Below are 23,085 nucleotides of genomic sequence, written 5' to 3' on the forward strand. Positions count from 1 at the left end.
AAGAGCCGTAACTGGCCTCTCAGTGGTTAAGCAGGGCTAGAGAGCGCAGTTGATAAGCAGCGGCTCCGGGTGCAGTCGGATGCCAAACACCCGTTCGACGCCGTCCGCCACTGCGCGGGCCACCGCCAGCAGGTCTTTGGCTGAGGCAGAACCGCGGTTCGTGACAGCCAGCGTGTGCTTGGAGGACAGGGCAGCCCGCCCGCCGGCAAGCTCAGCCCCCGGCGTGCCCGGCAGACCGAAGCCCTTGCCGAACCCGGCATGCTCGATCAGCCAGGCAGCACTGAGCTTGACCATGCCCGGCTCGGCCACGGGGTAGCGGGGTGCCTCGGCGGGGAGCCGGCCAGCGTCCGCAGCAGGCAGGATCGGGTTGGTGAAGAAGGACCCGGTGCTGTAGGTGTCAGCGTCCGCAGCATTCAGGACCATTCCCTTCCCGGCCCGCAGCCGCAGCACTTCCCGGCGGACATCCGCGGCATCGGCAGTGTCCCCCACGTCAACGCCCAGGGCACGTGCCAGCTCGGCGTAGCGGATGGGCGCACTGGTGGATCCGCGGGTCAGGGAGAACTGAACACTCAGCACAACATAACGGGGCGAGCCGTTCACGGTTGTGCGCTTGAGCAGGGAGTCGCGGTAGCCGAACTCGAGTTCGACTGCGCCAAAATGGCGTTCCGCCCGGGTCTGGCGGTCCCAGGCACGTACTGAGGCGATGCTGTGCGAGACGTCGGCTCCGTACGCTCCCACATTCTGCACCGGCGTCGCACCGGCCAGTCCGGGGATGCCGGACAGCGCTTCCAGGCCTGCGTATCCCTGGGCGATGGTGAAGGCGACCAGCTCGTCCCAGGGGTGGCCCGCCTGCGCCTCGACAAGCGCAGTATTGCCTTTGCCCTCCAGGATCTCGACGCCGAGGTTTCCCACGTGCACGACGGCGCCGTCGAACCCGGCGTCGGAGATCAGCAGGTTCGAGCCGCCGCCCACCAGGAGCAGGGGTTCACCGGCTTCGTCCGCGGACCGGACCATCGAGATCAGTTCGTCAGCAGTTTCGGCATTGAGGTAGCGCCTGGCCGGTCCGCCCACGCGGGACGTCGTCAGTGATGCAAGCTGGATTGAGGTCAGCGCACTCACCAGACCCGTACCACCGCCTGGGCTTTGACCAGAACCTTCTGGCCGTTGAACGTGACGGCAAGATCCACCCGGGCGGTGGAGTTGTCCGCGTCAAGGGCACCGATGGTTCCTGCAACGTCCACGACGGCGCCAGGTGCGTCATCGAGGTCCTCGACCGTCACGGGGCGGGTGAACCGCGTCTGATAGTCAATGACTGCGCCCGGATCCCCGAACCAGTCTGAAACAAGCTGGACGGCTGCTCCCATCGTGAACATTCCGTGCGCGATGACACCCGGCAGGTCCACGGAGCGTGCAAAGCGCTCGTTCCAGTGAATGGGATTGAAGTCGCCGGAAGCGCCGGCGTAGCGGACCAGGTCCGCGCGGCTGACCTCGATGGTGGTGCGGCCAATCTCCTGGCCGGTTTCGAGTTCACTCAGTGCAATGGACATGGTTACTGGCCCTCTCCCCGCACGAGGATGGATGAAACCGTGGTGGCGACTTTCTCGCCCTCCACGGTGGAGATCTCGGCACGTGTGGTGACCAGGGCACCGTCGCCCATGGCACGGACAGTGTCCACGTGCAGTTCGGCCAGGAGCTCGTCCCCCGCCACGATCGGCCGGTGGTGGGTAAAACGCTGGTCCGCGTGCACTACCCGGGAGAAATCGATCCCTGCGTCAGGATCGCCGATCAGCTGCGCGTCTGCGCGCTGAGCCACGATGATCGCGAACGTCGGAGGGGCGACCAGGTCCGAGTAGCCGAGCTTCTGTGCTGCAGCGACCTCGAAGTGGGCGGGATTGCTGGCCTTCACAGCCCGGGCGAACTCCCGGATCTTCTCGCGTCCTACCTGGTAGGACTCTCCGGCCGGGTATCTCCGGCCGGCCAGCTCGGGGTTGATGCTCATTTGGTTCCCTTCATCCGGCGTCGGGCGTCACGGGCTCGCACCACCATACCGCTCAGGTGCACGCTCATGCCCACCACGATGACCGGAAGTGCCAGGTACATGATGATCTGCTGATTGGTTACCGCACCGAGCAGGGCCATCAGGATTCCTGCGCCGGTGACGGAGAGAGCGATGACAACCAGGCGGCGGTACAGCGGAGATCCGGTTTCCCAGGGGGTGTTAAGCATGGGTTCAGAATACAGTCGGGGGGCTGGCACTGCCGAAACGGCGCTTGGCCCCGCAGGCGCAGCGGCAGCTTAGAACAGCGGTTCCTGCAGCGCCGGAAGAGTGCTGGAGTAGGCACCCAGTTCCAGGCGCTGTCCCTTCAGTGCGGTGAGGTCGGCCAGGAAGGAAAGGCCGGCGTCGTCCGTTGCCGTGAGCGCGGTGCTGCCGAGCATGCCGCGGAGGACGAGGCCATGCTCGCCCACGCCAAGCGCAAGCGGATACAGTCCGGCCCCCGGGTTCTGCAGCACGGCACCGAAAGCCTGCGGCCGGGTCCAGGACTCCTTTACGACGTCGAAGCCCTGCTGTTCGCGGTCCAGCAGGACCGTCCTGGCATCATCCGCGTGGCCTGCGTTGATGGATTCCAGGACAGTGTCCGGCAGCGGTGCGGCCAGGGAGGCGCACTTGTGGCCGGAGCGCACAGCCTGCGGCAGACCCAGGGCTGAGGAAACAGCATCTTCCAGGATGCGGACCTGCAATCCGTTGGCGGCGCGGGCCACGTACTGGGCGGCGAGTGCTCCCTGCTCCGTAAGCCGGAGGGTTTTCCGCTGGTCTGCAGCGGTTCCCACCTTGGTGGTCCCGTCAGCGAAGGTGGCGATGTAGAGCCACTGCGGGCGGGCAAGGAAGCGGCGCAGGCCCGCCGGCAGGTCCCCGCCGCGGTGACTGTTGTGGACCAGCCGGGCTTCGTCCGCGAAAAAGCATCGCCGGCACTGGTATCCGCGCTCGGCTGGTGCCTGGTCGGGGCAGAGATGGGGTTTTCGGCCTTCCTCGTGGACCAGTTCATAGCCAAGGCAGTAGCGCGGAGCCTCGGACCGGATGCGGAAGCGCAGCGCCGTGCCCGGGTCCAGCCGCAGGGTTGCCGACTGTCCCGCGGGATCGGACAGCCGGAGGAAGGCACCCTCACGGTCCCAGCCCGTACCGCTGCACAGGAACGAGGAATGGGTCATACGGCAGCGTCCTCCAGAGGCGAAACGGGTTCCCTTTCACGCTAGCGCACCCGCCGTGGAGCCGGGGGGGTGGGGGTGCACCCTGGACAGCACTCCGCCCCGGATACCCGAGGGCATCCGGGGCGGCGCAGGGGGCAGCAATGCTAGGCGTGCTGGCCTGCGTGCTGTCCCTCGGAGATCTCTTCCACGACCTTGTCGTTGAAGGCCGGAAGGTCGTCCGGAGTGCGGCTGGTGACCAGCCCCTGGTCGACGACGACTTCCTCGTCGGACCAGTTGGCGCCTGCGTTGCGCAGGTCCACTTCCAGGGTGTGGAAGGAGGTCAGGTCCCGCCCCTTGACGACGCCTGCGTCGATGAGCAGCCACGGACCGTGGCAGATCGCAGCCACAGGCTTGCCTGCTGCGAAGAAGTCCCGGGCGAACCGGCGGGCATCTTCGTTCACCCGCAGGTAATCGGCGTTGACCACGCCGCCGGGCAGGACCAGCGCGTCAAAGTCGGCTGCACTGGCATCCGCCACGTCCAGGTCGACCGTAAAGGTGTCTGCCTTGTCGACGCCGTTGAATCCCTGGATGCTGCCACTGCTGGGCGAGACCAGGACCGGCTGTCCGCCGGCGTCCTTCACTGCTTCCCAGGGACTGGTGAGTTCAATCTGCTCCACGCCGTCCGTGAGCAGGAATGCGACCTTCTTGCCGGAAATATCATGTGCTGACATTTTGCCTCCGTTCGTGGGTCAGGCGGTCCGTTCTGAACCGCCGCTGACACCTACCCTAGGAAAAGAGGCAATACTAAGCAAGCTGATAGTTCTTTCTAGAGACCTCCGGCGACGGCGGCCGCAGCCCTCAGCCAGGCGCGCTGCGTGGCCGGACGCAGGGAGGCGTAGCGAATCTGCCCCTTCACCAGGGCGGGGTCGTACGGGATGGTCACCGCGGCCCGGGCCAGGACGCTGAACGCCTCCGCGACCTTCCGTGCCTGCGCGTCGGTCCCGTTACGGTCCGCCTGGGAAACAATGACGACGGCGCCCCGGGCGAGTTCCGCGTACCGTCCGCCGCGTTCGGAGAGCGCTTCGAGCAGGAGTGCGCCGGCCTCGGCATGTTCTTCCACGGTGGTGGTGGCAATGACCAGCTGGTCGGTGTGGTGGATCATCCTCAGCCACCGCTCGGCGCTTTCATCGTTGCCGGAGTCGACGATGCTGAGCCGGAAATACTTCGAGGCCACGGCATGCAGGGCATCGAAGTCATCCTGCGTCACTTTCTGGGCTGATGCCAGGACATTCGGGTTCGAGCGCAGGACGTCATATTTGTCGTCCGTCTGGTGGTGCACGAACTGCGCCAGCATGGCCGACTGCGCCTTGGGAGAAAGCAGCAGCGCGGTCTCAGGCAACAGGTCCATGACCGTTGAGTCGTGCTGGGCCTGTTCGGTGCGCCAGCCCAGGGTTCCGCGGGTCTCGTTGTTGTCCCACGCCAAAACCGGGCCGCCGCCGTTGCGCGCGAACAGCGCAGCGAGCATCACCGTGGTGGGCGTCTTGTTCGCTCCCCCCTTGCCGTTTACTACGGAAATGGTCCGTGGTCCCGGCCAGTGCCGGCTGACCATCCGGACGTCCCGGCGCTCTGAGAGCTCCTTGGCCGAAGGGGCAACGCGAAGCCCCATGGACGCGAGGAAGCCGCGGAAGCCCCGTGTCGCGGGGATCTTCGCGGTCGAGGTGTCCAGGAAGGTGGCCCTGCGGATGTCCTGCGGTTCACCGCGGACAGCAGCACGGGATTTCTCCCGCAGGTCAGTGGGCATTTCTGCTGGATCCTCCGGCAGGTAGGCCTCTCCTGCCGGAGCCGGATCGTCCATCAGGGGAATCTCATCGGAGTTCGTGGGCGGCCCGGCCGGGGGCTCGGGCACTGTCGCCGGAAAGGGCGAGGCCGGCAGGTCCGTATGCAGCGGAATCCTGGAAATGCCCGTAGTCCGGGGATTCGGATCCTCCCACCGCCGGACCGGCAGGCCTTCGGCCAGTCCGTTGGCTGGCTTTGCCTCCTCGACGCCCCATTCCGCCTGGTCGGCAGGCTGGTCCAGGCCGCCGGGTTCCTCATCGCTCAGCTGGACGCCTTCATACCCGCTGCTGCCATATGCCTCGGCCCGGCTGTCAGTGCTCTCCGCATAAGCCACCCGTTCAACCCGGCCCGCAGCTTCGTACTCTGCCGCGATGTCGGCATAGCCCCGATCCTCGTAGCCTGCCGGAATAGCCTCGGTGCCTGCATCGGAAGGAGCAGAGACCGCCTCCGGAAGGGCAGGTTCGGCGGCGTGGGACGGCTCCGCAAACTGGGCGGTAACCGGCGCGAAAGAGGGCTCCGGAACAGCCATGGGTTCGTACGCCTCCGCGGGCTCCCACTCAGCCTCGGACCCGGGACTGAAACCGGGTTCCGCCGGAACGCCTGCAACAGCAAGTGCCCCGGTGGTGTTCTGGGTCCGGCTGCGCCGGCCGGAGGCGGGCTGCGGGCTTGCTGCTGCGCTCTCCTGCTCCCCTGCGGTCCCCGGCTCCGCGGCGGGAAGCTCGAGGGGTGCACCATCCGCGTCGCCGGCGGCCGGCAGTTCGCCGCCGTAGGCGGCTCGGCGTGCTTCGGCAGCCCTGCGTCCGCGCCGCGTCGGCAAGGCCTCCGGCTGCTCCGGCTCAGGAAGGTTTTCAGTCATCGGGTCTGCATCTTTCGTTCCGCGTTCGGTGCGATTGATTCCGTGCGATTCATTCCGTGCGATTGATCAGGGGACAGCCTGCTCTCCCCTGCGATCCTACAAGCCATCCCGCGCCGTCGTTGCTCGGTCTGGAGCAGCTGGGGTACCGTGTCCCGCGCCCGCCGCACCACGGTCCAGCAGGATCGGCACCGGCCCGGACAACAAAAAGACCCCCGGAGCAGGCTCCGGGGGTCGATCTGTAGCGGTGGGGAGGCTCGATCTCCCGACCTCACGATTATGAGTCGTGCGCTCTAACCAACTGAGCTACACCGCCATAAATGAGTCAAGCCCGCGTGCCTCGCCCCTGTTGAATAACAGGGACTGGAAACGCGGACCCTCCCATTGAGAGCCCCGACCGGGAATCGATCCCGGGACCTCCATCTTACCAAGATGGCGCTCTACCACTGAGCTATCGGGGCATCGCCCCTTACCGGGGCAACGACATAAAACTCTACCAGCACTTTCTCCGCATCACGAAATCGATTCGGGCCAAATCGGGCTTCTGTGACTCAAGACACTGTCTTTGCATGTCAACCGCCTGTCTTGCCGCGTTTGGCATAGCCCCAACAGTAAACTGGGCAAAGGAAACAACATCGTTTCCGCACCGCCGTTGCCCCCCGCCGGCAGGACTAGATTCTTACAGGAGTGCGCGGATGCCTAGGCAAATGGGACCGGGAACGGTCGTGGGCGGCAGATACCGCCTGCAGGAGAGAATCGGATCCGGCTCCATGGGTTCGGTCCACCGCGCGGTAGATGAACTCCTGGGCCGTCACGTGGCAGTGAAACTCATTGCTTCCCGGGCCCGCACGGCAGAAGAACGCAGCCGGAACGAAGCAGAAGCCAAGGTCCTGGCCCAGCTCAACCACCACAGCCTGATCACGCTGTTCGACGCCGGTACCGAGGTTTCGCCGTCGGGCACCTCCATCGTGTGGCTGGCCATGGAACTGGTCCAGGGCTCGGACCTCAGCCAGCGGCTGGCGAAGGGCACGCTGCAGCCCCGCCAGGTGGCCCTCCTGGCGTACGACCTGGCGATCGGCCTGGATTACATGCACCGCGGCGGCATTGTGCACCGGGATATCAAGCCCGCGAACATCCTGCTCTTTGACTACCGCGAAGACGAAAACCGGCTGCGCGCCAAACTCACGGATTTCGGCGTCGCCCAGATGGCCGGCTCTCCCGATCCGCAGGGAGCTGAGTTCACCGGCACGGCCGGCTTCATGAGCCCTGAGCAGGTTCGTTCCGAGCCCGCCGGGCCGCACAGTGACGTGTATTCGCTGGGACTCGTGCTGCTGCGCTGTCTGACCGGAAACCGTGCCTTCCCGGGCATGGCTGTAGAAAGCGCACTGGCACGCCTGTTCCGCGGGCCGGAGATTCCGGATGACCTGGGACCCGAGTGGGTGGGAATCCTGCGGGTCATGACCGCGCTGAAGCCGGAGGACCGCCCCTCGGCGCACGAGGTGTCCGAGGCCATGCAGGACCTCGCTACCGCTGGGCGCGGACGTCGCAGCACGGCAGCGGACACTGACCGCGTTCGCGCCGCCGAGGAGGTCGCTGCGGAGTCCGAAAACGGACCAGATCCCGTCCTGGACCGGATCACTGCCCTGACCGCCCGCATGCTGGACGTACCGGTAGCGGCCGTTTCGATCGTCGGCGGGGACCGGGTATGGACCATGTCCGGCAGCGGGACGCAACGCGGTTCGGGCGATTCAGCGAACTCCCTTTGCCCCGTGGCCGTGCGCGAAGACGCCCTTTATATTGTTGACGACGTGCAGAAGGACCCGCGCACTGCGGATGACCCTCTGGTGGCGGCCTCCCCGGGCTTCGGATTCTATGCCGGAGTGCCCCTGCACAACGAAGAGGGCCAGGCACTTGGCACCCTGTGCGTCATGGACCGGAAGGCCCGGAGTTTTACCGGGGAGCAGGAAGCCACGCTGCGCGACCTGGCTGCCCTGGCAGCCGATGTGCTGCAGCTGCGGCGGGATGCGAAGGACGCCAGGGATGCCCGGGAATCCAGCAGCGCCGAAGTGCCCCTGCACAGCCAGCAGGCTGTGGCAGACTGATTCGGAACCGCGCCGAAAGGCGGCCCCGTTCCACAGGAGCTCAGCATGGACACAGGCACCAACCCGGCCGTACCGGCAGCATGGGAGTTCATGGTCATGGCCATGGGCGCCCTGATCCTGGTACTGACAGCCGCTGCAGTCATTTCCCTGGCCCGTGAGAAGGCGCTGGCCCCGGGCATGAAGTTCCTGTGCCTGCTGGGCGTACTCGGCTTCCCCGTCCTCGGCCCGGCCGTCTGGTTCTTCCACCTGTACCGGTCACGGCACAACCCCGCGCGTGCCGCTGAATCCGCGGGCCAGGCCTCCAGACCGCAACGGTAACGAGCCTTAAACGCAGGATGGGCGCCCCGAAGGGCGCCCATCCTGTTAGCAATTCTTAGTCGCGGAAACGCGGCTTGCGGGCACCCGTTCCGGCACCGGCAGGCTTGCTGAAGCTGCGGTCGCCGTCGAACTTCTTCTTGTACGGGCGGTCCGAACCGCGGTCACCGAAGGAGCGCTCGCCGTCGCGCTTCTTGAAATCCTTCTTGAAGCCGCGGTCGGCGCGGTCGTAGGAACCGCCTTCACGTGCGGGCCGGCGTCCGTTATCCAGCTCGAGGTGGATCAGCTCGCCGCCGATCCGGGTGCGGGACAGGGCGCGCAGCTGGTCCTTGGACAGGTCTGCGGGCAGCTCCACCAGGGTGTGGTCGGCGCGGATGTCGATGCCGCCGATCTGCGCGGAGGACAGGCCGCCTTCGTTCGCGATGGCACCGACGATCGAGCCGGGCATCACGCGCTGACGGCGGCCGACGGCGATGCGGTACGTTGCATTGCCTTCGGTCAGCGGGCGCGTCGGGCCGCGGGAGCCGAAGCCGTCATTACGGCCTTCGGAACGCTCGCGCTGGCGGGCCGGTGCCTGCGGAATTTCTTCCATCAGCAGCGGGCGTCCGCCCTGGGCCATGACGACCAGGGCTGCGGCAACTTCCTCGGCGGGAACGTCGTTCTCGGCAATGTACTTGGTGACCAGTTCGCGGAAGACGGAGAGGTCTTCGTTGTTCCGGGTCTCGGTGATGCGCTCGGAGAACTTGGCCAGGCGCTTGGCGTTGACAACGTCAATGCCGGGCAGCTGCATGTGCTCAACGGGCTGGCGGGTGGCCTTCTCGATGGCGCGCAGCAGGTACTTCTCCCGCGGAGTCATGAACAGGATCGCGTCACCGCTGCGGCCTGCACGGCCGGTGCGGCCGATGCGGTGCACGTAGGACTCGGTGTCGTGCGGGATGTCGTAGTTGAAGACGTGGCTGATGCGCTCGACGTCCAAGCCGCGGGCGGCGACGTCGGTGGCGACCAGGATGTCGATCTTGCCGTCGCGCAGTGCCTCGACGGTGCGTTCACGCTGCTGCTGCGGGATGTCGCCGTTGATGGCGGCAGCTTTGTAGCCGCGGGCCTTCAGCTTGTCAGCCAGGTCCTCGGTGGCCATCTTGGTGCGCACGAAGGCAATGACGCCGTCGAAGTCCTCGGTCTCGAGGATGCGGGACATGGCGTCGAGCTTGTGCGGGCCCATGACCTGCACGTACCGCTGGCGGGTGTTCACGCCGGTGGTGGTCTTGGACTTGACGGTGATTTCCGCGGGGTCGTTCAGGTACTTCTTGGCGATCTTGCGGATAGCGCCCGGCATGGTGGCGGAGAAGAGGGCAACCTGCTTCTCATCCGGCGTGCTGGAGAGGATCTGCTCTACGTCTTCGGCGAAGCCCATGCGGAGCATTTCGTCGGCTTCGTCCAGGACCAGGTACTGCAGGTTGGACAGGTCCAGGGAGCCCTTGGAGATGTGGTCGATGACTCGGCCCGGGGTACCAACAACAACCTGGGCACCGCGGCGCAGGCCGGCGAGCTGGGGGCCGTACGGGGAGCCGCCGTAGACGGGCAGGACGGTGAAATCGTCCATGTGCTTGGCGTAGGAGGTGAAGGCTTCTGCAACCTGCAGGGCGAGTTCGCGGGTCGGGGCCAGGACCAGGATCTGGGTGTCCTTGGTGGGTCCGTTGACCTCGGCCAGCTCGGCCATGCGGGACAGGGCGGGAACAGCGAATGCTGCGGTCTTGCCGGTGCCGGTCTGGGCCAGGCCGACGACGTCGCGGCCTTCGAGCAGGACCGGAATGGTGGCTGCCTGGATGGGCGAGGGCGTCTTGTAGCCGACGTCGGTCAGGGCTGCCAGGACGCGGGCGTCCAGGTTGAAGTCGGAGAACAGGATCTCGTTGGCTTCTTCAGCTTCAACGGTGGTGTTCTCTTCGACGATTTCTTGGGTGTTCTCAGGCAAGGGAGTATTCCTCATCAGTGGGGCCGGGCAGCCGGTTCAAGCGGCTGCAAGTACATAAGTCCGGGCACTGTTGCAATCCCAGGCAGGACTCTCCGTCACAGCTGTGGGCCGGTATCACTGGTTTGCGACCGCGGCTCGGTGTGACGATTTCTTTGCCGGCGCTCCCAGGAGATGAATCTGCCCGCATGTTTCATGCGGGCCCCAACACAACGTACCTGCAATGGACTCTAGTCCGCAGGAAAATCAGGGAATACCGGAGTGGGGGATTACTCAAGTGTACGGTATCTGCGCCCAAGCGCCAGCCAGCGCGGCGTGAGGTCCGGCACATCAGGCTGTGTAAGCGGTTAGCCGGCGTCTTCCGGGGCCGGGCGGCGGCGCAGGACCTTGCGGATTTCCGGGGAGAGGTACAGACCGGTTTCCCCCGCACCCTGCAGCAGTGCATGCTGCTCCGGGGACAACCCGGCAAAGACGTCCGCCACGGTTACGCCGTGCTCGGGGCGGGAGAGGACCTGCACGGTGTCTCCGGACTGGATGGTGCCGCGCTTGAGCACACGAAGATAGGTTCCGAGCCGGTTAGCCGCGGCGAACCGGGCGATCCATTTCGGCTGGCCCATGTACTGGGCGAAGTTGCGGCACGGGGTGCGCGGACAGGTCACTTGGAGCTCCACGGTTTCGCCCACCCGCCACCGCTCCCCCACGATGGCGTGGGAGGCGTCGATGCCGGCGACCCTGAGGTTTTCCCCGAACCTGCCGGGAGGCACCGCCTGTCCCAGCTCTTCTTCCCAAAACTCGGCGTCTTCCTGGGAATAGGCATAGACGGCCTTGGACTCACCGCCGTGATGCCGGCGGTCCGCCTGCACATCCCCGGTCAGCCCCAGGGCATAGACCTTCACCGGGCCGTCGGCGGGGCGCTTGTCGATGGCACTGATGCCCACTGCGTCAGAGGTCGGCCGAAGAGCGTGGACGCGGCATACTGCCAGGAGTGATCCGGAACTCATGGGCAACAGTCTAGGGGCGGTGTGCCGGAACCTCCGCCGCTGTGTGTCCGGGGCGCCACCAGGCTTTGGGCCGGTTGGGCCAGAGCAGGGCGAACCACCAGGCCAGCATGCCTGCCCCGCAGAAAACACCGGCACTGGCAAGCATCAGGTACGGAACGGGCTCCTGCGAGTCCAGGTCCTGCGCTCCCATCAGGACAGCGATCGTCTCGGGAGACAAATAGAACACCATGGTGGAGACCCCCAGCAGGACCCAACCGGACACGCACGTCAGACGGCGCGGGGAATGCAGGCCATACAGGCTGGAGGCAATCAGCGGCAGGAACAGCGCCACCCAGACCCAGTGGTGGGACCAGGAGACGGGGGACACGAGCAGCATGAGCAGTGCTGCCGCCGCCAAAGCCAGGAGATGGGAGCGCTGCAGCGTCGCCAGACGGATGACAACGGCGGCTGCCGCGGCCGCGGCCACGCTCAGCAGCAGCCAGTAGGGTGTCACCGCGGCGCCGTCCCCGGCAAAATGCAGCAGTGCGCCGCGGATGGAGAGGTTGTCGATGTAACCACCGCCGCCCACGCGCGAGGTGTCCGGCAGCAGCTCACCCCAGTAGATCTTCGATTCCCGCGGAAGAATCAGGAAGCCCAGCGCAAACGCCGCCAGGAACCCGAAGGCCATGTTCCGCAGGCCCCGCCAGTCTCCGCGCACGAGGAAGTAGACGGCAAACACCAGCGGTGTGAGCTTGATTCCTGCTGCAGCCCCGGTCAGCAGCCCGCGGGGCCAGTTGTCCCTCCGCTCCAGGAAATCGAGCATCACCAGGGCGAACAGCAGGATGTTGATCTGTCCGAAGGCCATGGTGTCCCGCCACGGACCAAGCGCGGCCACAAGGCCAAAGGAGACAATGGCGGCGGGCCGGAGCCAGAAGCCCCGGAGAACGGCACCAATGCTGTGCCGGCCGCTGAAGTGACTGACCAGCCACAGGGCCGTCAGTGCCGTGACGGCCAGGGACAGTCCGAAGAAAATGTCAGAACCGATTCGTTCCCCGAACGGAGCCAGCACCGCGAACAGCAGGGCGGCCACCGGCGGGTAGGTAAACATCAGGCCGGGATTGGGATCGTTGGGAATACTGACGGAGTAGAGCTCACCCGTTGCATCGATCACACTCTGGCCGCCGGCCAGGTACACCCGAAAATCGATGCCGTCCCGGGGCGCGACAGTGAGGGCGATAAAGAGCAGCCCGGCTGCGGCGGCCACCGCACCCAGTGTGAGCGCAGCGGCAGCAGCATGCGAGCGCAGTACCCCGGCCATGAACTTGTCCCTCCGGCCTGCTCCCGGGCAGGCGAGGGTTACTCTACCGGCGCTGCTTCCGGCCGGGCAGGGAGCCTGCGTTTTTGGCGCATTCGATACGGCATTGAGACTCGTCGGACTATGCCCCGATGCCCCGTGCGCGCCAAGGGTCCTGGGCGGGCTACCGTAGGAAAGGAAAAGCGCCAGCTGTCCCGCTTCGGCAGGAGAGAATCCGTTGGTTAAGGAGACCACCCGCTTGAGCACCCCGAAAACCGGCACCCCGCTGCCCGGCACCATGCGCATCGCGTCGGTGGCATGGCTTGTCGCCGCCGTCGTCCTGATCCTTGCCGGCGGATCGTTCCTCTTCACGGCTCAGACCCAGCGGCAGGACAGCCAGGGACTGCTGAGCCTGGGAATCCTGGGCATCGCGCTGGGTCTGCTGACGGGCTTTTATGCCCTCCGGCTGCGCCGCGGCAAGCGCAGCAGCCGGGAAACCCTCACCACTCTGGGCCTGATCGTCGGGGTTCCGCTGTTGTTCCGGGGGCCCTCGCTGATGGCACTGGGCCTGCTCCTGCTGTTCTGCTCAGCGCTGCTCTGGATGCCGCAGAGCAGCCGCTTCTACGCCCTGCGGGATCCTGTGGTGCGCAAGCGCAGGCTGTCCGGACGACGCTGAGGTCCTGACGTCCGCTGAAACCGGTGTCCGCACACCATGAAGCCCTGCCGGTTCTGGAACGAACAGGCAGGGCTTCGTAGTGTCCTAGAGCTGGTTCAGGGCCTGGTCAAGGTCTGCAATCAGGTCTTCGAGGTCCTCGATGCCCACCGAGAGCCGCAGCAGGTTCTCGGGGACAGCAAGCTCCGTCCCCTTCACGGATGCATGGGTCATGTCAGACGGATAGTTCATGAGGGACTCGACGCCGCCCAGGGACTCGGCCAGCGTAAAGACCTTCGTTGCCTCAGCAACCTTGCGCGCCGCGGCTTCACCTCCCGTGAAGGACACCGAGACCATGCCCCCGAAGTCCTTCATCTGGGCCTTGGCCAGGTCGTGTCCCGGATGGTCTTCCAGCCCCGGGTAGAGCACGGACTCGACGGCGGGCTGGTTCCGCAGCCACGTGGCCACTGCCATGGCATTGGAGGAATGGCGGTCCATCCGTACGCCCAGGGTCTTCAGTCCGCGCGTAGTCAGCCAGGCCTCCATCGGAGCGGAGACCGCGCCCACCGCGTACTGGATGAAGCCGATCTTCTCGGCTGCGGCGTCGTCGTCCAGGATGACTGCCCCGCCCACGGCGTCCGAGTGCCCGCCGATGTATTTGGTGGTGGAGTGCACCACGATGTCCGCACCGAGGGAGAGCGGCTGCTGCAGGTAAGGGGAGGCGAAGGTGTTGTCCACCACCAGGAGGGCACCGGCGTCGTGGGCTGCCTGCGCAACCGCAGCAATATCGGAGATCTTCATCATCGGGTTTGACGGCGTCTCGAGCCAGACGATCTTCGTGTTGCCGGCCGCAATGGCCGCTTCCAATGCCGGAATGTCGGACATGTCCACCGCGGCGTTGGTGATGCCCCAGGCCGAAAGCACCCGGTTGATCAGGCGGTAGGTTCCGCCATAGGCATCATTGCCAAGGACGATGTGGTCGCCCGGCGCCAGCAGTGCACGGATCAGGGCGTCTTCGGCAGCCAGTCCGGAGCTGAAGGAGAACGCGTGGCGCCCGCCTTCCAGCGCAGCGAGCTGTTCCTGCAGCGCATCGCGGGTCGGGTTGGTGCCGCGGCCGTATTCGTACCCGTTGCGCAGCCCGCCGATCCCGTCCTGGGCGTACGTGGTGCTCTGGTACAGCGGCGGAATCACCGCACCGGTCGTCGGGTCCGGGGTCTGCCCGGCGTGGATGGCGCGGGTGTTGAAGCCTTCGGTCATGGTTCTTCCTCCTGTGCCGGCGGACCGGCGGTCGGGGCGTTGGTCGTCTGCCGTGCCTAGGCGCTCAGGTAGTTGAGCAGGTCGCGGCGGGTGAGGATGCCGTGCCAGGTTCCACCGGAGGAGACCAGCAGCGTGTCAGCTTCGGCCAGGCGTTCGCGGGCCGCTGACACGGATTCGGCGGCACCGATCTGCGGCAGTTTCGGCGCCAGGTGTTCGCTCACGGGATCGCCGGGCTTGGCTTCTCCACGGAAGAGCTTTTCGGTCAGCGAGCGCTCGTCCACCGATCCGTGGACTTCGCCCAGCACCGCAGGCGGTTCGTGGGCGAGGACCGGCAGGCTGGCAGCGCCGTGCCGCCCGAGCAGTTCCACTGCTTCAAGGACGGTGGCGGATTTGGGGACAAACACCGCAGCGTCCCCTGCCGTGGCGGCCAGCACGTCCGCCACGGTGGCGTCCTCGCCCTCTTCGGCCAGGAACCCGTGGGATTTCATCCAGCCGTCATTGAAGATCTTGCCGATGTAGCCCCGGCCGGAATCCGGCAGCAGGACGACCATGACGTCGTCGGGCCCCAGATCCTTGGCAGCGCGCAGCGCGGCGACCACGGCCATGCCGGAGGATCCGCCCACCAGCAGGCCCTCTTCCCGGGCCAGGCGGCGGGTCATGGCGAAGGACTCAGCATCGTTGACGGCGATCACTTCATCCGGAACCGACGGGTCGTAGTTGCCCGGCCACATATCCTCGCCCACGCCTTCGACGAAGTAGGGGCGTCCGGTGCCGCCGGAGTACACAGAACCTTCGGGGTCGGCGGCGATGATTTTCACCGGACCCGCTGCACGGCCGGCGGAGACTTCCTTCAGGTACCTCCCGGTGCCGGTAATGGTTCCGCCGGTGCCCGCGCCTGCCACGAAGTGGGTCACCCTCCCCTCGGTGTCGGCCCAGATTTCTGGTCCCGTGGACTCAAAGTGGCTGGCGGGGGCCGCCGGGTTGGAGAACTGGTCCGGCTTATAGGCGCCGTCGATTTCCCGGACCAGCCGGTCGGAGACGCCGTAGTAGGATTCCGGGCTTTCGGGGGCGACGGCGGTGGGTGTCACCACGACCTCGGCACCGTAGGCACGCAGTACGTCTCGCTTTTCCACGCCCACCTTGTCCGGGGTGACGAAGATGCACTTGTAGCCCTTCTGCTGGGCCACCAGTGCCAGGCCGACACCGGTGTTGCCGCTGGTCGGTTCGACGATGGTCCCTCCGGGCTGCAGCGTGCCTTCGGCTTCCGCCGCTTCGATCATCCGCACCGCGATGCGGTCCTTGATGGAACCGCCGGGGTTGAGGTACTCCAGCTTCACGAGCACCGTGGCTTCAATGCCGTCGGTGACGTGGTGGAGTTTCACCAGCGGGGTGTTGCCGATCAGGTCCAGGACAGTATTGGCATACTTCATGGGCACCACGTTACTGTCTTGGCACCCAAGGATCAGGTCCCGCTGAACACGGCGTAGCAAACGGTCCGGCATACTTGCCCATTTGGGACAGAAGTAGCCTTGCGGCGTGCGAGCATGGTGGCATGTCTTCCGGTACCGCAGCAGAAGTTCCCGCTGCCGGCGCCTGCGGCAGGGCCCGGTCCTCCGGGGCCAGCGCCGGGTTTGAATTCTCCCGGCCGCTGGATCTCGCCGCGACCCTGCGCATTGTGGCGCACGGCGGCGGGGATCCCACGGTCCGTGTAGCCGGCTCGCGTGCCTGGCTGTCCTTCCGTACGGCAACCGGTCCCGTAACGCTCCTGCTGGAGCAGGCCGGAGGGACGCTGCGGCCGCCCGCCCGCGTCTCGGCGCAGGCGTGGGGTCCCGGTGCTGCCGAGGCGCTGCAGTCCGTTCCGGCGCTGCTGGGCGAATTCGATCATTGGACGGGTTTTGACGATCCGGCGTTTATGGCTACGCTGCCGCCTGCCCTCCAGGAAGCCCGCCGGCGCCATCCGGGCCTCCGCCTGCCCAGCACGGGACGGATCATCGAGTCGCTGGTTCCCGTGGTCCTGGAGCAGAAGGTCACCCAGATGGAGGCGTACCACGCTTGGCGGTACCTGGTGCAGCGCTTTGGCCAGCCGGCTCCGGGTCCGGCACCGGCCGGGCTCATGACCGCCCCTGACGCTGCCGGCTGGCGGAGGGTCCCCAGCTGGGACTGGCACCGGGCCGGCGTGGATTCGCACCGCTCCCGGACCATCCTGGGCGCCTGCTCCGCGGCGTCGGGCCTGGAACGCCTTGCCGCTCAGCCGCTGGGCCCTGATATTTCCGCGAAGCTGCAGTCCCTTCCCGGCATTGGTCCGTGGAGCGCGGCCGAGATCCTGCAGCGCACGCACGGCTCCCCCGACGACGTTTCAGTGGGCGACTTCCACCTGGCCGCATATGTGGGTGAAGCCCTCACCGGTCAACGGACCGACGACGCCGGGATGCTGGCGCTGCTGGAACCGTGGCGCGGTCACCGCCAGCGCGTGGTGCGGATGATCGGGCTCACCGGATTCCGCAAACAGGCCTTCGGCCCGCGCCTGTCCCCGCAGGACCACCGCCGTCACTAACCGGGGCTGGACGGCAGGGTTCGCCTAAAGTTGTTCCCATGAGTGCACCCGTAGACCTGACCGCCGTTTTCGTCCCGAATCCCGGAGAGTTCTTCCGGGTCAAGCTGGCTCTGGAGATCGCCATTGAGCAGGTCACGGCGGAGCCGGGATGCCTTCGCTACGAAATCACCGAAGAGTCCGAGGACCGGATCGTGCTGACCGAACAGTGGGCCTCCGAAGAAGACCTTGACCGTCATGCCCGCGGCGCGGCCAAGCAGGACCTCGACGAATCCCTCAGCGCCCTGCTGGCCGAGCCGGTGGCCCTGCAACGCGGTTAGGAACCGGCATCAGGGCTGAGCTCCAGCCGGTGGATGGACCCCGGTTCCGCACCAAACCGCCGCAGGACGGCAACCACCGCTTCTTCGTGCTCGTCATCCACGGCCGCAGAGACACGCAGCCGGTCTTCGAAGTCGAGCTGGCGCACTTCTGAGCGGAACACCTCGGAGTGGATCCGGCCGGTGTAAACGGTGGTCTCCGTCAGCTCCAGCGATCTGGCTCCGGCCATGAGCATTGCATCCCGCAGCCCGTCGATCCGTTCGGTGTCCACGATCGCACTGACCACGTGAAGGCGGGGTCCACCCGGCTGGACGGCAGCTTCGCGTCCCTCTCCGGCACCCCGCCCGCTGGTGGACGGCCGCGCAGTGACACCGCTGAGCGAGTAACCGGACTGGCCCTGCTGCACCAGATCAAGCGATTCCTGCTCCGGACCCGGCTCACGCAGTCCAATGGTCTTGTCGATGACTGCCGCAACGATCCAACTGAGGACGAAGGAGAAGAGGACCACGGAGACGATCGCCACGGTCTGGTGCCAGAGCAGGGCCCCGCCTCCGCCGGTGAAAACGCCGTCTTCGCTGACCGGGTTGATGCTGCTGTCAGCGAAGAAGCCCAGCAGGAATGAACCGGTCACCCCTCCCACGAAGTGCACGGCAATGACGTCCAGCGCGTCGTCGTAATGCAGTACGCGCTTCAGCCCCACGGCAAAGCAGCAGACACATCCGGCGATCAGGCCAATGAGCAGCGCTGCACCGGTACCGACATAACCCGCGCACGGAGTGATGGTGGCCAGCCCGGCCACCGCACCGGACACAGCCCCCACCAGCGTTGAATGGCCGCTGGTCAGCCTCTCCACGAGCAGCCACGTCAGCATGGCCGCCCCACCGGCAACGTGTGTGTTCACCAGCGCCTGGGCAGCGATGCCGTTGGCCTGCAGTCCGTCGCCTGCGTTAAAGCCAAACCAGCCGAACCACAGGATTCCGGCGCCCACGAGCATCAGCGGCAGGTTGTTGGGCGAAGTCTTCAGCCTGGGCCAGCCCCGCCGGCGCCCCACCACCAGCAGCACAGCGATGGCCGCGGCACCGGCTGAGGCATGCACGACGATCCCGCCGGCCCAATCCTGGGCGCCGAGCTGGGTCAGCCAGCCCTTGGGGTGCCAGAGCCAGCGGGTGACCTGGGGATAGACCAGGATCGAAAAAGCCACGAGGAACACTGTCCAGCCGGCGAACCGCAGCCGTCCCGCTGTGGCACCGGTCAGCAGCGCAGGGGTAATGATCGCGAACATCATCTGGTAAGCCACGAACGCGAGCGCCGGAATGGTGACTCCGGTAGTCACGGTATGGAACTGCGGCGTGTCCACCCCGATCAGGGCGAACGCATCAAACTCACCCAGAATCGAGTTGCCCCGGTTACTGAAGGCCAGTGTGTACCCCACCAGCACCCAGGTCACGGTGATGACGCCGAGCGGAATGATGTTCTGCATCATCATGGTCAGCACGTTGCGCACCGGAACCATGCCCCCGTAGAAAAGCGCCAGGCCGGGTGTCATAAACAGCACCAAGCCGGCGCAGACCAGCACCCATGCGGTATCCGCCCCGTTCACAGCCGGGCTCCGGCTCGGGGCACGGAAGAAGCTGAAAGCCACGGAATTCGTGCCCGGCCTCCACCGCTGAAATGGATCCTTGAAAGATTTCCTGTTTCGGTTTCCAGGAGTGTCCGCATTCGATCCCCGCTTCCAACTCGTATCCCGCATGAGTGGTGCCGCCGAGGGGCCGTGAGATGTGGAGGGGTGTCCCCGGCGAATCGAGCTTACCGGCCGGGACGCGGCGTTTAGAAGGCCGGAAGCCGAAACAGGGGCGCCGGAGGCAAACACGGAACAGGTGTTTGCCTCCGGCGACGGGTGCCTGGTTGAGTGAGTGCGCCTAGTTGGCGTTCGGTCCGGTCACGCCGTGCGGATCGATCACGTACTTTCGCGCCGCCCCCGAGTCAAACTCGCGGTAGGCTTCCGGTGCGCCGTCCAGAGTGATGGCTGTCGCGTTCACGGCTTTGGCGATCTGCACCTTGTCGTTGAGGATCGCCATCATGAGGTCGCGGTTGTACTTCATCACCGGGCACTGCCCGGTGGTGAAGGACAGCGACTTGGCCCAGCCTGTCCCCAGGCTCAGGGAGAGTGAGCCGACCTTCGCTGCCTCGTCCACTCCGCCCGGATCACCCGTGACGTAGAGCCCGGGGATGCCGAGCGCACCGCCGGCGGCGGTGACATCCATCAGCGAGTTCAGCACCGTGGCCGGCGCTTCGGTGCCCGATCCGTGGCCGTGGCCGCGGGCTTCGAACCCGACAGCGTCAACGCCGCAGTCGACCTCGGGCACACCGAGCAGCTGCTCGATCTGGTCCCGGGGGTCGCCCTTGGAGATATCCACCGTTTCACAGCCGAAGCTGCGGGCCTGTGCCAGACGATCCTCGTTGAGGTCACCGACAATGACGACGGCGGCACCAAGCAGCTGGGCGCTGGCTGCCGCGGCCAGTCCCACGGGTCCCGCACCGGCAATGTAGACGGTGGAACCGGTCCGTACCCCGGCTGTGTAAGCGCCGTGGTAGCCGGTGGGGAAGATATCCGAGAGCATGGTCAGGTCCATGATCTTCTCCATGGCCTGGTCCTTGTCCGGGAACTTCAGCAGGTTCCAGTCTGCGTAGGGCACCAGGGCGTACTCGGCCTGGCCGCCCACCCATCCGCCCATGTCCACGTAGCCGTAGGCACTGCCGGGCCGGTCGGGGTTGACGTTCAGGCAGACACCGGTTTTGCGTTCCTTGCAGTTCTTGCACCTCCCGCAGGAGATGTTGAAGGGAACGGACACCAGGTCCCCCACCTTGATGAACTCGACGCCCGGGCCGGTTTCGACAACCTCGCCGGTGATTTCGTGGCCCAGGATCAGGTTGGGCGGTGCCGTGGTGCGGCCACGGACCATGTGCTGGTCAGAGCCGCAGATGTTCGTTGTTACAACCTTCAGGATTGCGGCGTGGGGCAGTTTCCGCCCCACGTTGGCCGGGTTTACCCCGGGCCCGTCCCTCAACTCGAAAGTCGGATAATCGATGTCCTGGACTTCCACGACACCGGGTTCAATGTAAGCAATTGCTCGATTACCGCTCATGGTTCCTCGCCTTGTCACCTAGGTCTTCGTTGACTGGTTCCCCGGCAGGCAGGCAGCCGGAGGCCGCTTCGCTCCCCCCGGGAGCCCGAGCCTACAACGCGCACTGGTACGCGGCTAGGGTGCCAAAGACGAGACGTCCGGAAGTCCGCCCCGGGGCGCGTCCTGCCTCAACGCACAACGGGCAGCTCCTCCGTCCTGGAGGGGCTGCCCGTCAATGCAGTAAAAGACAGAGGCGCGTAAGGCGCCGGCGCTAGCTCGCCTGGCCGTCCTGGCCCGCAGCTGCCTGGCCCTTTTCCTGGGCTGCGATCTGCTCGTGGACGGCCTTCATGTCCAGGCCCTTGACGGCTTCAACCAGTTCGGTGAACTGGTTGGCGTTCAGGGCGCCGGGCTGGGAGAAAACGAGCACCTTCTCACGGAAGGCCATCAGGGTGGGGATCGACGTAATGCCGGCGGCGGCTGCGAGCCCCTGCTCGGCCTCTGTGTCCACCTTCGCGAAGGTGACGTCTTCGTGCTGCTGCGAGACGGCGTCGTAAACCGGTGCGAACTGCTTGCACGGGCCGCACCAGTCAGCCCAGAAGTCAACGAACACAATGTCGTTGGCTTCGATGGTCTCGGGGAACGTTGCCTCGGTAATGTCGATAGTTGCCATGGAACCAACGCTAACGGTCCCGTGCAGGGATGTCTGCAACTGTTCGCTCTACGGTGAAGGGCCTGGTTAGGCGATGGAGGAGTATCCCATGTGGGTGACTTTGGCTATCACGGGCATGGCATCGTGCAGTTTCGCCCGGTCCGCATCGGTGAGCTGGGCCAGCATGCCGGCCAGCAGCGAGTTGCGCTGTTCCGTTTCGATAGCCAGTATGCGGCCGCCGTCCGGGGTGAGCGTGACCCTGACGCCCCGGGAGTCCAGCGGATCTGGGCTCCTGCGCACCAGCCCTGCATGTTCCAGCCGGATAATCTGCTCAGTCGCACTGGGAACCTTGATCCCGAGGTTCCGGGCAATGTCGCTGACCCGCATTCCGTCTCCGGAGACCATCCTCAGGGTGCCAAGCTGGTTGGCAGTAATACCGAACTCCGTGTCCATATGTCGGACCAGGAAGACAACCTCACGCAACGCCTCGATGAATTCCTCAGCTAAGCGGTCCAGGGCTGTTTCCTCGTTCATGCTTAAGAAGCCTAGACCGCCTAGGCATTTGCGGTTAGGGGCATCACCGTACTTGCCAGTTTTCCGGCCAGATTGAGCGAATCGGCGTTTCGGCCCTGCCGGACTCCCTCCGCCGGGTTACGTTGGGCAACAAAAATCCCGCCCCAGCCTGAGGCTGGAGCGGGATTCTTCTTCGGTGGCAGATGAGGGATTCGAACCCCCGTAGGCATTGCCAGCTGATTTACAGTCAGCCCCCTTTGGCCGCTCGGGTAATCTGCCGAAGGCCTTCTTGCGAAGACTTTGTCCGCGGTAACCGCGGGCAAGACAACTTTACAGAAAATTGGCCTCAGAATCGAATCGGGCCCCGCGGCTAGAGTCCGCGGGCCACCCGGGAGCTGATTTGGGCGTAAAAAGCCTGGGCCTGTCCGGTGCTGACCTCGCCCCGGGAGACGGCGTCCGCGAGCTCTGTGCGGACCCCTGCGAGGCGTTCGGCGGCCGAGGGGCCCTGCCAGACAACAAGGCCTGCAGCTCCTTGGCCTGCCCTGACTTCCGACGGCGCCGCTGCCGCCCGGCTGGGTTCACGGGCCTGGGCGGGAGCGGCAGCCGCCCCGATGCCCGCCACGGAGACCGCGGCCAGGACCGATGACGCCGCAGCGGTCCGCAACCGCACCCCCGGCCGCCGCCGGCCGGGAGGCGGGGGCTCCTGTTCCTGCCGCGGCCCGGATGAATCCTTGTTCTGCTCGCTCATGCGTCCAAGCTTTCCCCGTCCGCTTGGGCGTACCGTGCACGCGGGCTGTACGTCCGCTGTGAGGCATGCCGCCTGCCCGGGAGCGCGGCCTACCGATTAGGCTTGGTGTCAGGAAAGTCCAACAGCCCTCCACAACGAAGGAGTCCACCATGGCCAGTGAGTCGACATTCGACGTCGTCAGCAAGATCGACAAGCAGGAAGTTGCCAATGCCCTGAACCAGGCGCAGAAAGAGATCGCGCAGCGCTACGACTTCAAGGGCGTCGGCGCGGAGATCGATTTCAGCGGCGAGAAGATCCTGATGAAGGCGAACTCCGAGGACCGCGTCAAAGCCGTCCTGGACGTCTTCCAGTCAAAGCTGGTCAAGCGCGGCATCTCCCTGAAGTCCTTCGAGGACGGGGAGCCCTACGCGTCGGGCAAGGAGTACCGGATCGAGGGCACCATGAAGGAAGGCATCGCCCAGGACCAGGCGAAGAAGATCAACAAGCTGATCCGCGACGAAGGTCCCAAGGGTGTGAAGTCCCAGATCCAGGGCGATGAACTGCGTGTCAGTTCCAAGTCCCGGGACGACCTGCAGGCCACCATGGCACTGCTCAAGGGCGCAGACCTCGACGTCGACCTGCAGTTCATCAACTTCCGCTAAGCCCGCGCTGTTCCGCAGCGCAGAAGCAAACGACGGGGGCCCCCCCCCAAGGGGGGGGGCCCCCGGCGGGTTTTTGGGTTTTGGGGGTGTAAGGGGGGC

At 65.9% G+C, this 23,085-nt stretch carries 23 protein-coding genes and 3 tRNA genes; 6 read left to right on the plus strand and 20 right to left on the minus strand.

Annotated features, from left to right (window positions below; all coding sequences use genetic code 11):
* Window positions 1–36: 36 nt before the first annotated feature.
* The 9 genes from TVB01_RS08100 to TVB01_RS08140 all read right to left on the minus strand — a co-directional run bounded on the left by TVB01_RS08100 (window position 37) and on the right by TVB01_RS08140 (window position 6,336).
* Entirely contained in the window at window positions 37–1,110 is a 1,074-nt protein-coding gene (locus TVB01_RS08100) for a UDP-N-acetylmuramate dehydrogenase (protein ID WP_422455414.1), read from the minus strand.
* A 5-nt stretch (window positions 1,111–1,115) separates the two neighbouring features.
* The gene (locus tag TVB01_RS08105; RefSeq protein ID WP_422455391.1) at window positions 1,116–1,547 is read right to left on the minus strand and encodes a MaoC family dehydratase; all 432 of its coding nucleotides are present in this window, start codon (window positions 1,545–1,547) and stop codon (window positions 1,116–1,118) included.
* 2 nt (window positions 1,548–1,549) lie between these two features.
* Window positions 1,550–1,999, minus strand: a complete 450-nt coding sequence (locus tag TVB01_RS08110) for an FAS1-like dehydratase domain-containing protein (RefSeq protein ID WP_422455392.1) — start codon at window positions 1,997–1,999, stop codon at window positions 1,550–1,552.
* Window positions 1,996–2,226 (minus strand): hypothetical protein, encoded by a 231-nt coding sequence (locus TVB01_RS08115; protein ID WP_422455393.1) that lies wholly within the window; start codon window positions 2,224–2,226, stop codon window positions 1,996–1,998. The genes TVB01_RS08110 and TVB01_RS08115 overlap by 4 nt, the downstream gene beginning before the upstream one ends.
* A 69-nt stretch (window positions 2,227–2,295) precedes the next feature.
* Complete coding sequence (locus tag TVB01_RS08120) at window positions 2,296–3,207, minus strand: DUF2797 domain-containing protein (protein ID WP_422455394.1); 912 nt, start codon at window positions 3,205–3,207, stop codon at window positions 2,296–2,298.
* Between the two features lie 143 nt (window positions 3,208–3,350).
* The gene (locus tag TVB01_RS08125; protein WP_422455395.1) at window positions 3,351–3,917 is read right to left on the minus strand and encodes a type 1 glutamine amidotransferase domain-containing protein; all 567 of its coding nucleotides are present in this window, start codon (window positions 3,915–3,917) and stop codon (window positions 3,351–3,353) included.
* Window positions 3,918–4,012: 95 nt separating this feature from the next.
* Window positions 4,013–5,878: an AAA family ATPase gene (locus TVB01_RS08130; protein WP_422455396.1), complete on the minus strand. Its 1,866-nt coding sequence runs from the start codon at window positions 5,876–5,878 to the stop codon at window positions 4,013–4,015.
* Between the two features lie 239 nt (window positions 5,879–6,117).
* Window positions 6,118–6,191: transfer RNA gene (locus TVB01_RS08135), tRNA-Met, on the minus strand.
* Window positions 6,192–6,264: 73 nt separating this feature from the next.
* Window positions 6,265–6,336 (minus strand) — tRNA-Thr (locus TVB01_RS08140).
* A gap of 234 nt (window positions 6,337–6,570) precedes the next feature.
* Here TVB01_RS08140 and TVB01_RS08145 point away from each other — a divergent pair.
* Both TVB01_RS08145 and TVB01_RS08150 read left to right on the plus strand, forming a co-directional pair.
* On the plus strand, window positions 6,571–7,977 hold the full coding sequence (locus tag TVB01_RS08145) for a protein kinase domain-containing protein (protein ID WP_422455397.1): 1,407 nt from the start codon (window positions 6,571–6,573) through the stop codon (window positions 7,975–7,977).
* Between the two features lie 45 nt (window positions 7,978–8,022).
* The gene (locus TVB01_RS08150) at window positions 8,023–8,295 is read left to right on the plus strand and encodes a PLDc N-terminal domain-containing protein (protein ID WP_422455398.1); all 273 of its coding nucleotides are present in this window, start codon (window positions 8,023–8,025) and stop codon (window positions 8,293–8,295) included.
* 55 nt (window positions 8,296–8,350) lie between these two features.
* On the opposite strand, the gene TVB01_RS08155 is transcribed toward TVB01_RS08150, so the two are convergent.
* The 3 genes from TVB01_RS08155 to TVB01_RS08165 form a co-directional block, all read right to left on the minus strand.
* Window positions 8,351–10,276 carry a DEAD/DEAH box helicase gene (locus tag TVB01_RS08155; RefSeq protein ID WP_422455399.1) on the minus strand — a complete coding sequence of 642 codons (1,926 nt, stop codon included), beginning with the start codon at window positions 10,274–10,276 and terminating at the stop codon, window positions 8,351–8,353.
* 329 nt (window positions 10,277–10,605) lie between these two features.
* On the minus strand, window positions 10,606–11,259 hold the full coding sequence (locus TVB01_RS08160; protein WP_422455400.1) for an MOSC domain-containing protein: 654 nt from the start codon (window positions 11,257–11,259) through the stop codon (window positions 10,606–10,608).
* 10 nt (window positions 11,260–11,269) lie between these two features.
* Complete coding sequence (locus TVB01_RS08165; RefSeq protein ID WP_422455401.1) at window positions 11,270–12,556, minus strand: glycosyltransferase 87 family protein; 1,287 nt, start codon at window positions 12,554–12,556, stop codon at window positions 11,270–11,272.
* 235 nt (window positions 12,557–12,791) lie between these two features.
* On the opposite strand from TVB01_RS08165, the gene TVB01_RS08170 reads away from it, so the two are divergent.
* Window positions 12,792–13,208, plus strand: coding sequence for a hypothetical protein (locus TVB01_RS08170; RefSeq protein ID WP_422455402.1), 417 nt, complete (start codon window positions 12,792–12,794; stop codon window positions 13,206–13,208).
* An 84-nt stretch (window positions 13,209–13,292) separates the two neighbouring features.
* Here TVB01_RS08170 and TVB01_RS08175 read toward each other — a convergent pair whose 3' ends face one another.
* Together TVB01_RS08175 and TVB01_RS08180 are read right to left on the minus strand one after the other, a co-directional pair.
* Window positions 13,293–14,441 (minus strand): cystathionine gamma-synthase, encoded by a 1,149-nt coding sequence (locus TVB01_RS08175; protein WP_422455403.1) that lies wholly within the window; start codon window positions 14,439–14,441, stop codon window positions 13,293–13,295.
* Window positions 14,442–14,497: 56 nt separating this feature from the next.
* Window positions 14,498–15,871 (minus strand): cystathionine beta-synthase, encoded by a 1,374-nt coding sequence (locus tag TVB01_RS08180; protein WP_422455404.1) that lies wholly within the window; start codon window positions 15,869–15,871, stop codon window positions 14,498–14,500.
* 122 nt (window positions 15,872–15,993) lie between these two features.
* Here TVB01_RS08180 and TVB01_RS08185 point away from each other — a divergent pair, with 122 nt between their 5' ends.
* Together TVB01_RS08185 and TVB01_RS08190 are read left to right on the plus strand one after the other, a co-directional pair.
* Window positions 15,994–16,995: a DNA-3-methyladenine glycosylase family protein gene (locus TVB01_RS08185; protein ID WP_422455405.1), complete on the plus strand. Its 1,002-nt coding sequence runs from the start codon at window positions 15,994–15,996 to the stop codon at window positions 16,993–16,995.
* 38 nt (window positions 16,996–17,033) lie between these two features.
* Entirely contained in the window at window positions 17,034–17,312 is a 279-nt protein-coding gene (locus tag TVB01_RS08190) for a putative quinol monooxygenase (protein ID WP_422455406.1), read from the plus strand.
* On the opposite strand, the gene amt is transcribed toward TVB01_RS08190, so the two are convergent.
* From amt to TVB01_RS08220, 6 genes are all read right to left on the minus strand, one after another.
* Window positions 17,309–18,910: an ammonium transporter gene (amt, locus tag TVB01_RS08195; RefSeq protein ID WP_422455407.1), complete on the minus strand. Its 1,602-nt coding sequence runs from the start codon at window positions 18,908–18,910 to the stop codon at window positions 17,309–17,311. The two genes, TVB01_RS08190 and amt, sit on opposite strands and share 4 nt — an antisense overlap.
* A 319-nt stretch (window positions 18,911–19,229) precedes the next feature.
* Window positions 19,230–20,456, minus strand: coding sequence for a formaldehyde dehydrogenase, glutathione-independent (fdhA, locus tag TVB01_RS08200; protein ID WP_422455408.1), 1,227 nt, complete (start codon window positions 20,454–20,456; stop codon window positions 19,230–19,232).
* 250 nt (window positions 20,457–20,706) lie between these two features.
* The gene (gene trxA / locus TVB01_RS08205) at window positions 20,707–21,105 is read right to left on the minus strand and encodes a thioredoxin (RefSeq protein WP_422455409.1); all 399 of its coding nucleotides are present in this window, start codon (window positions 21,103–21,105) and stop codon (window positions 20,707–20,709) included.
* 66 nt (window positions 21,106–21,171) lie between these two features.
* Window positions 21,172–21,618 carry a MarR family winged helix-turn-helix transcriptional regulator gene (locus TVB01_RS08210; RefSeq protein WP_422455410.1) on the minus strand — a complete coding sequence of 149 codons (447 nt, stop codon included), beginning with the start codon at window positions 21,616–21,618 and terminating at the stop codon, window positions 21,172–21,174.
* A 176-nt stretch (window positions 21,619–21,794) separates the two neighbouring features.
* Window positions 21,795–21,876: transfer RNA gene (locus TVB01_RS08215), tRNA-Tyr, on the minus strand.
* A 91-nt stretch (window positions 21,877–21,967) separates the two neighbouring features.
* On the minus strand, window positions 21,968–22,345 hold the full coding sequence (locus TVB01_RS08220; protein WP_422455411.1) for a hypothetical protein: 378 nt from the start codon (window positions 22,343–22,345) through the stop codon (window positions 21,968–21,970).
* Window positions 22,346–22,494: 149 nt separating this feature from the next.
* Here TVB01_RS08220 and TVB01_RS08225 point away from each other — a divergent pair, with 149 nt between their 5' ends.
* Window positions 22,495–22,986 (plus strand): YajQ family cyclic di-GMP-binding protein, encoded by a 492-nt coding sequence (locus TVB01_RS08225; protein WP_422455412.1) that lies wholly within the window; start codon window positions 22,495–22,497, stop codon window positions 22,984–22,986.
* The last annotated feature ends 99 nt before the right edge of the window (window positions 22,987–23,085 follow it).

This window comes from Arthrobacter sp. 7Tela_A1 (genome assembly GCF_049311065.1).
Taxonomy (GTDB): Bacteria; Actinomycetota; Actinomycetes; order Actinomycetales; family Micrococcaceae; genus Arthrobacter_B.